6 protein-coding genes are annotated in these 14,596 nt (G+C 41.7%); all 6 read left to right on the top strand.

The genetic code is table 11. The annotated features are described in order from the left end of the window. Positions 1-74 precede the first annotated feature (74 nt). The 6 genes from ACN222_RS13255 (at position 75) to ACN222_RS13230 (ending at position 14,565) form a co-directional block, all read left to right on the top strand. The gene (locus ACN222_RS13255; RefSeq protein WP_010996810.1) at positions 75-4,328 is read left to right on the top strand and encodes a pre-peptidase C-terminal domain-containing protein; all 4,254 of its coding nucleotides are present in this window, start codon (positions 75-77) and stop codon (positions 4,326-4,328) included. A gap of 153 nt (positions 4,329-4,481) precedes the next feature. After that, complete coding sequence (locus ACN222_RS13250) at positions 4,482-5,552, top strand: LLM class flavin-dependent oxidoreductase (protein WP_010996809.1); 1,071 nt, start codon at positions 4,482-4,484, stop codon at positions 5,550-5,552. 26 nt (positions 5,553-5,578) lie between these two features. Further along, on the top strand, positions 5,579-6,745 hold the full coding sequence (locus tag ACN222_RS13245; protein ID WP_044523038.1) for an HlyD family efflux transporter periplasmic adaptor subunit: 1,167 nt from the start codon (positions 5,579-5,581) through the stop codon (positions 6,743-6,745). 74 nt (positions 6,746-6,819) lie between these two features. Continuing rightward, complete coding sequence (gene devC, locus ACN222_RS13240) at positions 6,820-8,001, top strand: ABC transporter permease DevC (protein WP_010996807.1); 1,182 nt, start codon at positions 6,820-6,822, stop codon at positions 7,999-8,001. Between the two features lies 1 nt (position 8,002). Further along, positions 8,003-9,661 (top strand): ABC transporter ATP-binding protein/permease, encoded by a 1,659-nt coding sequence (locus tag ACN222_RS13235; RefSeq protein ID WP_231865546.1) that lies wholly within the window; start codon positions 8,003-8,005, stop codon positions 9,659-9,661. Positions 9,662-9,813: 152 nt separating this feature from the next. Further along, positions 9,814-14,565 carry a non-ribosomal peptide synthetase gene (locus ACN222_RS13230; RefSeq protein WP_010996805.1) on the top strand — a complete coding sequence of 1,584 codons (4,752 nt, stop codon included), beginning with the start codon at positions 9,814-9,816 and terminating at the stop codon, positions 14,563-14,565. Positions 14,566-14,596: the final 31 nt, after the last annotated feature.

Here is a 14,596-nt window from a genome sequence, read left to right as displayed (position 1 = left end):
TACGCGGAGTATTTCTCGAAAACCGATCCGGAACACTTGTTGAGTAAACATTTCATGAATCGGAAAACCCTATTATGACAAGTTTAGTAAACTTCAATGCGATCGCTGGTGCTTTTGACTCTCAAGATAATTTAGTCGCATCAGCAATTGTCAAATCCCTAGAAGATGGTACTTCTCTGCTAACTTTTGTGTTTAGTGTTGATGGCGAAGTTCCCGCAGAAGGATTAATTGTCACGGTGAATAGTGATATTGCTTTCCGTGATAACTTCAGCAATCTGGGACTTGAACCATTTTCTCCTGGCGGTGAATTTGTTGGTGCAGTATTCAACGCAGATGGGGAAGCTACTGGATTTAAATTTAAACTGACTCAAGCAAATGCGTTAATCAATCTTGCTGTTAAAGATAACGGTGCTGGGACGCAAACAGCAACTTTCACTCTGGAAGCAGGCGATGACTACAGCATCGGTGATAGTTCCTCAGAAGTCACCTTCTACGCCAGCCTTGAGGAAGTACCTACCCCTAGTGTGACACCGGAAATCAGCCTGAGTGTGGAAAATGCCACTATTAGCGAAGCTGAAGGTAATACTACTACACTGAGATTTACCCTCAGTGAACCACCACCAGCCGGAGGTGTACTCGTTTATGTTAAGAGTAATACTCAAACTGGTGGCGAAGGCGACCCCGCAGGACGGGATATATCGGAATTCGATGTTTACAATGCTCAAGTTGAGGGGGGAGTTTTCCCTGCACCTAATTTTGCTGCCAACGGTTTTTACTTTAAAATCACTGAGCAAACCGCTAGTATTACTCTGTCAGCCTTTGCTGATGATGCCGTTGAAGGTATTGAAGAATTGACTTTCAATTTGCAATCAGCCCCAGGTTATACGATTAATGAAACTGCATCAGGAGCTACTATCACAGTTGTAGATGATGCAACCTCCCAAATTCAAGTCAGTCTCACCACTTCTCCACAATTGCTGATTGAGTCGGAAAGCACTATATCACTACATACTTTCAATCTCAGTGCTACGCCACCAGCCGCAGGTGTGACTGTATCGGTAAATGCTCCCAACCTGAACGAGTTTAACCTTGATGCTATCCAAGTTGAGGGAGGGGAAATTGTCGCTGTCCGCAGTGATGGATTTGACTTAAAAATTACTGCTAAGTCGGCAACAATTCAGCTACCTATACAGGCGGATGGTGTGGCTGAATCTGATGAACAGGTAGTGTTTAGCCTGTCACCAGGTGCAGGATATCAGGTGAATCAGGCTGCGAATTCTGGTAATTTTACGATTGTTGATGTACCTGAATTAGCACCACCTTTGAGTGAAGTTAGCGAACCCAACGACACAATTGACACAGCTTTTGATACAAGGTTGAGTGCAGATGCGCCTTTCTTTACTATTAACAGCACCCTGGATTTTGATTTTGATAATAGCTACGTCACTGACAACGGTTTAGTTTATGTAGATGCTTCCGAAGATGTAGACTTCTACAAAGTTGAACTGAAAGCTGGTGACACTATCAAAATTGATACTGACTCCAATCAATTTGCAGATGGGAGAAAGGTAGATACTTGGTTGCGTCTGTTCGATGTCAGTGGTACAGAATTAGCATCAAATGATGATGGTGCAGCCCCAAATGAAGTTTTTGACTCTGGTTTCCAGTCCTACATTGAATTTACTGCGCCTAGTGACGGTGTTTACTATGTGGGCGTGACTCTGTATAACAACAGTGAGTATGACCCCAACAAACCTGCTAGTGGTAATGGTTATAGCAGCACCGACCCGGATGAGTATGGTACTGGTGAGTATACCCTCAACATCAGTCTCAACAACCCCACTGGCTTTGTAGCTGGAGCGACGGAAATTCCCCCTGGTAATGGCGCAGGCCCTACCATCTTTCTACAAACGATCGCCGGAACTTACAATAATGATTTCGAGAACCGCGATTTTCAAATTTTAGCCCCGGCTTTGGTGGAAACATCTGGGGAAGATGCGGGTTCTGCACTGAATATTGTCTTGGTTGCTGGTGGTGAAGTTCCCGAAGAGGGGATTGATGTTTTTATTACCAGTGATATTGTTCTGACAGATTACTTTGGTGGTTTGGAGGAAGATTATTCAGTCCCTTATGGGGGGAATCTCAACGGTAAACCCTTTAGTCGTGGTGGGGAATTTCTGGATGCTGTTTACAACGAAGCTGGTGAGGCTATTGGCTTTAGGTTCAGGCTGACGGAATCTTTTGCTACGATTACCCTCAATCCCACAAATCGAGAGGAAGCGGAAACTGACGGGGCAGAAACGGCTACATTTACTATTGTGGAAAGCCTTGGCTACCAAGTCAATCCGGCTGCTAGCAGTTCTACTGTCACCTTCTACGATACCCTAGAGCAAGTTCCTGCTCCCTCGGTGACTCCAGAAGTCAGTTTGGCATTTAGCACCACAGAATTAATTGAGTCTGAGGAAACTTCTTTCACAATCACCATTTCTCTGAGTGAACCACCTCCAGCAGAAGGTGTACAAGTTTACATCAGTGGCAATGCTCAGGATGCCTTGAATGAGTTTAGCATCTTCCAAGCACAGTTTACTGGTGGTGTACCGATCGCCGATGGTGCAGTTAGTGGCTTCTATTTTAAGTTGTTGGCTCAAACTGCAACTATTACCTTACCTGTATTTAACAGTACCGACATTGTTGAAGGGATTGAGGAATTTAATTTTGAGGTCAAGCCTGGAGTCGGTTACACTGTCAATCCAGAACAGAGTTCGGCTGTCATCACAATTAAAGATACTCCTGAGTCGGAAATTCAGGTTAGTCTCAGCACTGAACCACAGGTGTTGATTGAGACAGAAGGAACGGTAGCCAAGTTGAATTTTAGCTTGAGTGCTACCCCACCAGTTGCAGGGGTGATTGTCACCGTCAGCGTGACTGATATTGCTGAAAACTTTGTCACAGATAGCTTGGTGGTAGAGGGAGGGGAATTACTGGGATTTTCAGCCGCAGATAATACCTTCACTCTGAAGATTACCGAAAAGACTGCGAGTTTAAGTGTAGCGATCGCCAACGATAATATCGCTGAAGGTGTCGAAACGGCTACTGTAACTCTCTTAGCTGGTGATGGTTATCAAATTAACCCCCTAGCTAATAGCGGTACATTGACACTAGTGGATTCACCAGAACTAGCTCCTAGTTCCTTAGAAGAATCTAATGATACTCTAGCAACTGCGATCGCAACTGGGTTGACTACAACTAACACCACAGTCACCTTTGATAGCGAAATCGCTGAATATACCGTCGGGGAAGGTGAGGAACGTATTCAGGTTGACGGAACTGAGGATGTAGACCTATACAAAGTCAATCTCAAGGTAGGGGAGAAGCTGTCAATTAACGTTGATGCGGCGGAAATTGATTCTAAGTTACTGTATGCACAGTTGCGAGTCTTTGATGCAGAAGGTAATGAACTGGCGAAGACCGATTTTGATGACTTTCAAGCCGCACCGGATGAGGTGTTCTCAGCCTTTAATGACCCTTACTTAGAGTTCACCGCTGAAACAACTGGTACTTACTATGTTGGCATCAGTCAGATTGGTAATGACTATTATGATCCGAATGTGGTTGGTAGTGGTTCTGGTTGGCTATTCGCTGATTTCGGAATTGAAAATGGTGAGTACACAGTTAGTTTTAATCTGACTCCAGAACAACCCACTAACCCCGTTGGGACTTCAGGTGATGATACCCTGATTGGGACTGACGAGGAAGAGAGCCTGTTTGGTAATGGTGGTAATGACATACTCTATGCTAGAGGCGGTGATGACAAGCTATTTGGCGGTGCTGGTGACGACCTCTTAGATGGTGGCGAGGGTAATGACGCGTTGTTTGGTGGTGCTGGTACAGATACCTTGCTTGGTGGTGCTGGTAATGATTACTTAACTGGTGGTACTGGCGACAATCTATTAGATGGGGGTGACGGTAATGATCTCCTCTATGGTAATGGTGGTCAAGATACTTTACTGGGCGGTGCTGGTGATGACATTATCTACAGTGGCTCTGGTGATGACTTGATTAATGGTGGTCTTGGTAATGACATCATCTTCTTGAATGGTGGTCAAGATACTATAGTTGTGGCTCAAGGTGCGGGTATTGACACTATCAACAATTTCCAAGTCAGTTTGGGTCAAAAGGTTGGTTTGAGTGGTGGTATCACTTTTGAGCAACTAACTTTCAGTCAAAGTGGTTTGGATACGCTGATTCAGGTCGGTGATGAGGCTCTGGCTGTGTTGAAGTTTGTTCAATCTAGTAGTCTGAGTTCTGCGGCGTTTACTGTTGTTTAAATGAAGTTTAAACGCAGAGGGGAGGCAGCGCGTTGGGCGGCTTTGCCGACTTGAAGCGACTGCCGTAGCGCGGAGGTAAGCGCAGAGGTACGCGGAGTAGAGATGTAGCGTTGCTATGTCTCTACTGATATTTTTTAGAGAGGTTTTAAAAGTATGGATTTTAGTCTGTTTTATTTTGATGGTGATGGTTCTGTTGCTCGTCCGAATCAATATCAGCTTTTGATAGAGAGTGCTAAGTTTGCTGATACTAATGATTTTACGGCTGTTTGGACTCCAGAGCGGCATTTTCACTCTTTTGGTGGTCTGTACCCTAATCCAACTCTGACAAGTGCGGCTTTGGCGATGATTACTGAAAGGGTGCAGCTACGGGCTGGGAGTTTTGTGTTACCTTTACATGACCCTGTACGGGCTACGGAAGAGTGGGCTGTTGTGGATAATTTATCACATGGTCGGGTAGCGATCGCTTTTGCTTCTGGTTGGACTGTGGATGATTTTGTCTTGGCTCGTGAACCCCATGCTCAACGCAAAGCTGTGATGTGGCGCGATTTGGAGGTGATGCGGAAGCTGTGGCGGGGTGAAGCTATTGAACGTCAAGATGCTACAGGGAAAACTTTCACTGTAAAAACACTACCTCGACCTGTACAAAATGAACTACCCGTCTGGATGACTTGTCAATCTTCAGAAACCTTTGTGGAAGCAGGAAAATTAGGAACTCATGTTTTGACTTCCTTATTAGGTGGTACTCTTAATGATATTGTTCCAAAAATTCAACTCTATCGGAAATCTTTAGCCAAACATGGACACGACCCCCAATCGGGGAAAGTGGCGTTGATGATTCATACCTTTTTGGGGGATGATATCAATGATGTGAAAGCAAAAGTTACGCAGCCTTTTTGCAATTATCTCAAAACTCACTACGACTTGCTGGAAAATCTGGCTAAGGGTATGGGGTTAAATGTCAGTATCAAAAACTTCTCGGAAGATGATATTGATAGTTTACTGCAATTTGGCGTGGAAGGATTTATGAAAGGGCGATCGCTCATTGGCACTCCTGCAAGTTGTCTTCCCTTTGTTGAACAAATCCAAGCGGCTGGTGTTGATGAAATTGCTTGCTTAATTGATTTTGTGCAAGATTACGATTTGGTGATGGCAAGTCTACCATTTGTCAATCAATTAAAGCTGATGCAGGAAAATAAAAAATCAATGGTTGGTGTAAGGGTGTAGGGGTGTTTTGGTTAGGTTTTAAGTTCATGAAAAAATGGTGTAACTTAACAATTATTTTGGGCTTGTTGAGTCTATCTACAGCTTGTACAACATCACAGGCGAATATTAATTCTACTGCTCAAATTGCAGTCGAACCTGCACCTGTGACTGCTGTAATTGCACTGGGACAAATTGAACCAGAAGGAGAAGTAATTAAACTTTCTGTTCCTAATGCTCAAGATAGTCGAGTTAACCAAATTTTGGTAAAGGAAGGGGATTTTGTTAAAACCAATCAAGTTATCGCAATTTTACAAGGAATTGACCAATTAGAAGCAGATTTACGCGATGCCGAGGCTAATGTACGCTTGCATGAGGCGGAACTTTTAAAGGTTGAACAAGGTGAAGCGAAACAAGGGGAAATGGCTGCACAAAGGGCTACTATTGCTCGTTTAGAAGCGCAGTTGAAAGCAGAAACTACCCAAAAGCAAGCAGCTATAAATAGTGCAGAAGCAACCCTACAAGAAGCACAATTAACTTATCAACGTCGCCAAGATTTATCTACTGAAGGTGCTATTTCAATTGCAGATGCAGACACAGCTAAAAGAGAATTAGCTACGGCTGAAGCTACCTTGATGGAACGCCAAGCAGAATTAGAGAAAACTATCACGACTTTACAAGCACAAATTACTCAAGAAGAGGCGACATTAGCACAATTAAAAGAAATTCGTCCCGTAGATGTCAGAATTTCTAAAGTGCATTTAGAGAAAGCTAAAATCGCTGTCATTCAAAGAAAAGCTCAGTTAGAAAATGCCAAAGTCCGCGCTCCTTCTGCTGGTCAAATATTAAAAATAAATACTCGTATTGGTGAGCAGGTAAATACAAATCAAGGAATTGTCGAAATTGCTCAAACTAACCAAATGTTTGCTGTAGCTGAAGTAGCGGAAACTGATATTGATAAAGTGCGTCGAGGACAAAAGGCAATTATTAGCAGCGAGTATGGCGGTTTTAGCGGTGAAATTAAAGGTACTGTTGAACAGATTGCTTTACAAATTGGTAAAAGGACTCTGCAAAATGCAGCTAATACAAGAGGCCCTACAACGGATGATAATTCACGGGTGATTGCTGTTAAGGTGCGAATTGACCCTAAGTATAATTCTAAAATTGCTGCTTTAACTTATATGTTGGTAAGGGTAAAGATTGATATTGGGGGGTAGTTTTTTGGAGTTTTAAACGCGGAGGGGCGCAAAGGGTTAGTTAAGGTTTTTATTGAGTATACTAAGAATTGTTAATGTTATATATTTTTAAAAAAGTACAATTTCAGCGTTCGTTGGCTTGGTCGCAATTATCATATCAAAAAACTCGTCTTTTGGTAGCGATGGGAGGAATTGCATTTGCCAATATATTAATTTTTATGCAGTTGGGATTTAGGCAATTATTTACTAGTGGGGCTACGGCTTTACCGGAAAGTCTTCAGGGAGATTTATTTTTAGTACACCCAGATACTAGATTTTTGGGTTCAATTGAATTTGACCGTTTGCGACTTTATCAAGCGGCGGGAATTGCAGGTGTGGCTGATACTATTCCTCTCTATATTAATTCTGGTGTTGCTTGGGCTTATAAACAAGAATATCAATCTTATGAAGCACGGGTGATTGCTTTTAATCCTAATAGGAAAGTTTTTAATATTCCTGAAGTGAATGCTCAACGCCATAAAATCAGTGTACCTGATAGTTTTATATTTGATCGGTTCGCTAAACAAGAGTTGGGAACTGTCGTCCAAGATTTTAGTAGTAACAAAAATAATCAACTGACAGCTTTAATTAATCGGCGTAAGGCTGATATCGTTGGATTATTTAATCTGGGTAATTCATTTTTTCTGGGTACAGGTAATGTGATTACTAGTGAAGCTAATTATGCAGAAATATTTGGTAAGGATATTTTAAATAGAGTCAGCATTGGTATAGTTATTTTAAACCCCGGTGTGAATCCAGAAGCAGTAAAGGCTGGTATTGAAAAGAATGTTCCTGGTATTAGTGTCTATACTCATCAAGAATTGATAGCTAAAGAATTGAAATATCAAGAAGAAAACCCAGCCGGATTGATTTTTAGTTTTGGTGCAGTTATGGGATTTATTATTGGGGTGGTAATTGTCTATCAGGTTTTGTATGCCGATGTTAGGGATCATTTAGCTGAATACGCTACCCTTAAAGCAATGGGTTATTCTGATATTTATCTTTTATTGGTGATTTTTCAAGAAGCAGCAATGCTGACAGTATTAGGTTTTATTCCAGGCTTTTTTATCTCTGTGGGAATGTACCATTTTCTCGCAGATTTAACACGACTGGAACTGGCGATGACACCTGATTTGGCAGTTATGGTGTTGATTTTAACATTTATCATGTGTCTCGCTTCAGCTGCGATCGCCTCCAATAAACTTCGTTCTGCTGATCCCGCAGATGTTTTTCATTAAAATGCTTAGACAGTTTTCGCGCATCGGTAAACTTTATTGGCTTTCAGAAAAAAAGTGGCAAGCGATCGCACTCCTTTTTCTGTTACTATGTCTCTCACTCATCGGTACAGTAGTCACCGTTGTCTTAAGTCTGTTTCTCGGTGAACTAGAATCATCTTTAGCCGCAGTAGATAGCAACCGATTTATCCAAGCGGTGGTAATCTTCCTGGGAATTTTACTCATCGGTGTACCAATTCTCGCCCTGAAAACCTATTTACAAGCCCAGTTAAGTTTATCTTGGCGACAGTGGTTAACTACATATTTTCTTAATAAATATCTGCATCAACGCAACTTTTACCACCTGACGACAACATCGGATATTGATAACCCAGATCAGCGCATTGCGGAAGATATTCAAAATTTTACCCAACAATCGCTGTATTTTGCCATAGTCCTATTAGACTCAATTTTACAACTGATTGCCTTCTCTGGAGTGTTGTGGCGCATTGCACCGACATTAATGGTGTTTTTAATCATTTACGCTGTAGTTGGCACAGTATTCACAACCATAGTTTTTGGCAAAACCTTAGTTGGAATTAACTTTGAACAACTCAAACGAGAAGCTGATTTACGCTACGGCTTGATTCGCGTGGGGGATAATGCAGAAGCGATCGCATTTTACCAAGGACAAGCGGTAGAATCTCAAGAAATCTGGCAAAGGTTTCTCAGAGTCGTCAGCAACTTTACACATTTAATTCGTTGGCAATTAGGCTTAGACTTATTTCAAAACAGTTATCAATACATCACATTTTTACTACCAACATTTATATTAGCCCCCCGAATTTTAGCGGGAGAACTAGAAATAGGCGTATCCGCACAAGCTGGAGTAGCTTTCCGCAGTATTTTACTAGCTTTAGGTTTAATTATTAGCCAATTTGAGCAACTGAGTAACTTAGCCGCAGCCGTCACTCGGTTAGATGAATTGTACAATCTCATTGAGAAACTAGAAAACCCCATCAATCTAAATCAAGAACAGTATATTATACTTAACCGACTTGCAGATTCCTACATCAGTTTTCAAAACGTCACCCTACACACCCCCGACTATCAAAAGATTTTAGTCAAAGATTTATCCTTTACTGTTTCCCCTGGAGAATCCCTATTAATCACCGGTAAAAGTGGCGTAGGTAAAACCTCTGTATTGCGTGCATTAGCAGGATTGTGGCAGTCTGGAACTGGAAAAATTACCTATCCAAAATCGCACCTACTCTTTTTACCCCAACGTCCCTACATGATTCTCGGCAGCTTACGAGAACAGCTACTATATCCCCAAAATAACCGCAGTATATCAGACGATGAACTCTTGCAAGTGTTACAGCAAGTAAACTTAACAGACTTAATAGAACGCTTCAACGGTTTAGATAGCATCACCGACTGGGAAAGAGTCTTATCAGTTGGAGAACAACAAAGACTAGCATTTGCCCGCTTACTAATACAGTCTCCCCAATACGCCATTCTCGACGAAGCCACCAGTGCCTTAGACGAAACCAATCAAACCCAACTTTATCAACAACTCCAAACAACCCAAATCACCTACATTAGTGTCGGACATCGCTCCTCACTCCGCCCCTTCCATCACCACATACTCGAACTCATAAAACCTCCGCGCCCCTTTGCGTAAACCTCCCCTCCCCTCTGCGTTCAATAACCCCCTAGACTTATTAATAGAAACTTGCAATAATAAATTCAAATACTTAGCATAAATATTCAAGCTTCCAGCAATTTATACTTTCTACCTTACTCAGCAATTCTATAGAGTAAGTACATATTGATATGACATCCTCCCAGCCCAACATCCCCCAGCAGTTACAAAGCCGTTTAGCCTCACTAACGCCTGAAAAACGAGCCTTACTAGAAAAACTACTCCGCCAAAAAGCCAATTCTAGCCAAACTATTCCACCCCGCAACAATAACACCGAATTACCCCTTTCCTTAGCCCAAGAAAGACTGTGGTTTCTGCATCAAATCAACCCCAGCGATTCATCCTATAATATTGCAATTTCTTGGCAATTAGCAGGAAAATTAGAAATTTCGACTTTATTAGCCAGTTTACAAACAATTATCCAACGCCACGAAAGTTTAAGGACTGCCTTTTTATCCCAAGAAGGTAAACCTTATCAAAAAATTGCGGCAAATATTGACTTACAACTACCAATTATTGACCTACAAGGCTTACCACCGCAACAACAAGCACAAACAGCCCAAGATTTAGCCAAACTAGAAGCCAGTCAACCCTTCGATTTAACTCAAGCCCCCCTAATGCGGGTGAAATTAATTCGCCTCGCACCAAATCAAGCCACCCTACTGCTAACACTACACCATATCATCGCTGATGGATGGTCACGGGGCATCCTGTTGCGGGAATTAGCAACTTGCTATCGTGCATTCATCAACGATGAGCAACCGTCTCTACCTGCATTATCAAATCAGTATGCAGATTTTGCTTTATGGCAGAGAGAATGTCTGCAAAGAGAAGAAATGGCAGCACAATTGGCATACTGGCAACAAAAATTAGCCAAATTGCCTACCCTAGAACTACCAACAGATTACCCACGCACCGCACTACAAAAGTTTAACGGGAAAACCGAGTCATATTTATTGCCCAAAACTCTCTCAGAATCCCTGAAACAATTGAGTAAACAGCAAGGTGTAACGCTGTTTATGTTGTTGTTAGCAGCTTTTAAAGTGTTGCTACATCGCTATTGTCAGCAAGACGAGATTGTTTTAGGAGTACCGAGTGCAAACCGCGATCGCCAACAAATACAAAGTTTAATTGGTTTTTTCGTCAACACGTTAGTATTACGCACAGATTTATCTGAAAATCCCACCTTTACCACCCTTCTCGAACGCATACGCACCACCGCCGCCGAAGCCTTTGAATATCAAGAAATTCCCTTCGCCAAAGTTGTCGAAGCACTGCAAATAGAACGGGATTTGAGCCATAATCCCTTAGTGCAAGTGATGTTTCAGGTACAAAACGAAGCTTATCAGTTGCAGAATGATTCCCAGTTAGATTTACAAATACCAGACTTAGAAATTCAGCAAACTTGGGTAGAAACTGGCGCAACCAAATTTGACTTAACTTGTCATATAGTGGAACGTTCCCAAGGTTTGCTAGTGGTGATGGAATATTGTACAGATTTATTTCAGCAACAGACTATCACCAGGATGATTCAGCACTTGCGGGTTATCCTAGCAGCCATTGTCGAAAACCCCAGCCGGAAAATTTCTGAAATTCCCATTCTCACCCCCCAAGAACAGCATCAAATTCTGGTGGAATGGAATCAAACCCAGGTAGATTATCCGCAAAAATGGCTACATCAACTATTTGAGGAACAAGTTCAGCGCACACCCGATAGTATCGCTGTTTGTTATCAAGAGCAAACCCTTACCTATCAAGAACTGAACAGCAAAGTTAATCAACTCGCCCATCATTTACAAAAATTAGGCGTAGGTTGTGAGTCTTTAGTAGGAATTTATTTAGAGCGATCGCCAGAATTAATTATAGCCTTACTAGCAGTTCTCAAAGCTGGAGGCGCGTACATCCCCCTAGATAACAAACTCCCTCCCGAACGTTTAGCTTATATGCTGGGGGATGCTCAACCGAGAATTATATTAACAATGGCTGCATCGGTGACGGGATTACCAGACTATCAAGGAACTGTAATCTGTTTAGATGAAGATTGGCAAAGCATAGCTCAAAATCCCACAGAAAACTTACCCAACATAGTTACAGGTGAAAACCTCGCTTACATAATTTACACATCTGGTTCGACGGGTAAACCAAAAGGCGTAATGCTTACCCATCGAGGACTAGCTAATTATTTACAATGGGCGATTCAAACCTATCCAGTAGATTTAGGTGTAGGTGTACCTGTACAATCTGCCATCAGCTTTGATGCTACCATTACCAGTTTATATACACCCCTACTCGTAGGGAAAGCGGTAATACTGCTACCAGAAGCCGAGGAAATCGAAGCACTAAAAAACGCCCTCAGTTCTGCAAGGAATTTTAGTTTAGTTAAACTTACCCCTGCTCATTTAAGCATACTGTCTCAACTTCTACCGCAAAAAGTGCCAGCAGGATACCCCCAAGCATTCATCATTGGTGGTGAAGCACTAACGGAACAACATTTAGAATTTTGGCGCAGTTATTTTCCCCAAACAAAGTTAATTAATGAATATGGCCCCACAGAAACCGTTGTGGGGTGCTGTATTTATGATGCTTCACAAGGAAAATCAAGCAAGGGTAATGTACCTATTGGTCGTCCTATTGCCAATACACGACTTTATATTTTAGACCGCTATTTACAACCCGTTCCCATCGGCGTACCCGGAGAACTCTACATAGGTGGTGCGGGAGTCGCCAGAGGTTACTTAAATCGCCCCGAATTAACCGCAGAAAGATTTATTAGTCAACAGTCAACAGTCAACAGTCAACAGTCAACAGTCAACACTCTCTACAAACCAGGCGATCGCGCCCGCTACCTCAGTGACGGTACAATAGAATACTTAGGCAGATTAGACGATCAAGTAAAAATTCGCGGATTTCGGGTAGAATTGGGGGAAATTGAAGCAATTTTAAAAGCTCATCCCTCAGTACAAGAAGCTGTAGTCATCCTACAGAAAGTTCACCCCCAATCGTCTCAATTAGTCGCTTATCTTGTCGGGAATCAGCAAACGGTAGATTTTCGGCAATATTTAGCAACCAAATTACCAGCTTATATGCTACCTTCAGCCTTTGTCTGGCTGGAACAATTACCATTAACAACCAATGGGAAGGTTGACAAACAACAACTTCCCGCACCCGCAGCCAAACCAGAATCAGAACAAGTCGCACCACGTAACGCCATAGAAGCCACCCTAGTAGAAATCTGGACAGAAATTCTCGGTGTTAGCGTTGGTATTCATGATAATTTCTTTGAGCGTGGGGGAGATTCCATCCTGAGTATTCAAATGGTAGCAAAGGCGAATAATGCAGGAATAAAGTTAACACCCAAGCAATTATTCCAGCATCAAACCATCGCAGAACTAGCAACTGTGATAGAAATCGCGCCCACAACTCAAGTAGAACAAGGGATAGCGACGGGAATAGTCCCCTTAACGCCGATTCAACATTGGCTATTTGAGCAAAATTTGCACAAATGGGATTACTTTAACCAAGCTGTGCTTTTGGAAGTAGCGGCAGATTTAGAGGTAGATTACTTAAAACAGGCAATTGAGGAACTAGTATTACATCATGATGTATTGCGTTCTTGTTTTATCAATTCTTCCTTAGATGGTGCGTGGGAGCAAGATATAATTCCTACCTTCGAGAATGGGGAGATATTCACAGTTGTTGATTTAAATGGATTCTCAGCAAACCAGCAAACCCAGCAAATTGAATCAGTCGCATCTCAACTGCAAGCTAGTTTAGATTTAGCTCAGGGGATACTATTTAAAGTAGCCTTGTTTAAACTAGGAGATAATCAAAATCATCGCCTACTATTTATCATTCATCATTTAGTCGTTGATGGAATTTCTTGGCGCATTTTGCTAGAAGATTTAGTCACAGCCTATCAACAGCTAAAAGCCAAGCAAACATCTATAAAACTATCACTAAAAACCACATCTTTCAGAGAATGGGCGCAAAATTTAGTTAATTATGCCGAATCTGATCAAGTTGTCGCACAATTCAAAACTTGGTTAGAAATTCTCCCTAAACAATTACCCCAATTACCTTTAGATAAGATTGGTAAAGGTGATAATAACATTGCATCTGAGGCTGAAATTCAGGTTAAGCTAGATATTAGTCAAACTCGCGCCTTAATAGAAGCAGTACCCAAAGCCTACCAGACACAAATCAATGATGTATTATTAACCGCTTTAGCACTAACTTATAGTCAATGGACACAACAAAATTCTGTACTGATTGACTTAGAAACGCATGGACGAGAAGATTTATTTGCTAATATCAACATCACTCGGACAGTAGGTTGGTTTACTACCATTTTTCCAGTATTTTTAGAATTAAAAAATATAAATAACCTGGAAGAGAATTTAAAATATGTAAAGGAAAGACTTAGAGAAATTCCGCAAAAAGGTATTAGTTATGGGCTGCTACGATATTTAAATCCGAATCAACAGATATCTCAAACTTTACAATCACTACCCCAATCTGCTATTAGTTTTAATTACTTGGGACAACTAGATTTATTCACCTCCCAAGGATGGATTCTGGGACTAGCAAAAGAATCTACAGGATTATCATCACATCCTCTAAATCAGCGTCGATATGTATTAAATATCAATGCTTGGATAGCCCAATCTCAGTTACAAATTCAATGGCGATACAGTCGCAATTTACATGACACAACGACCATTGAAAATTTAGCCCAGCAATTCATTAAAACATTACAAGCAATAATTCAACATTGCCAAGCACCAAATAGTGGCGGTTACACACCATCAGATTTTGCAGGTGCGCGTTTAAATCAGCAGCAACTCGACAAATTTTTAAACAAGCTTCAGCCAAAGAAAAGGTAGCGAGAGTGGAAAGCAGTATTATCGACATCTA

Source organism: Anabaena sp. FACHB-595 (assembly GCF_048568275.1).
Lineage (GTDB): Bacteria > Cyanobacteriota > Cyanobacteriia > Cyanobacteriales > Nostocaceae > Trichormus.
This window is presented reverse-complemented; position numbering and strand designations above follow the sequence as displayed.

Excerpts from the sequence above, each read along its gene's own strand:
- ACN222_RS13255 (WP_010996810.1), top strand. The coding sequence starts at position 75 with ATGACAAGTTTAGTAAACTTCAATGCGATCGCTGGTGCTTTTGACTCT.
- ACN222_RS13250 (WP_010996809.1), top strand. The coding sequence starts at position 4,482 with ATGGATTTTAGTCTGTTTTATTTTGATGGTGATGGTTCTGTTGCTCGT.
- ACN222_RS13245 (WP_044523038.1), top strand. The coding sequence starts at position 5,579 with ATGAAAAAATGGTGTAACTTAACAATTATTTTGGGCTTGTTGAGTCTA.
- ACN222_RS13235 (WP_231865546.1), top strand. The coding sequence starts at position 8,003 with ATGCTTAGACAGTTTTCGCGCATCGGTAAACTTTATTGGCTTTCAGAA.
- devC (WP_010996807.1), top strand. The coding sequence starts at position 6,820 with ATGTTATATATTTTTAAAAAAGTACAATTTCAGCGTTCGTTGGCTTGG.
- ACN222_RS13230 (WP_010996805.1), top strand. The coding sequence starts at position 9,814 with ATGACATCCTCCCAGCCCAACATCCCCCAGCAGTTACAAAGCCGTTTA.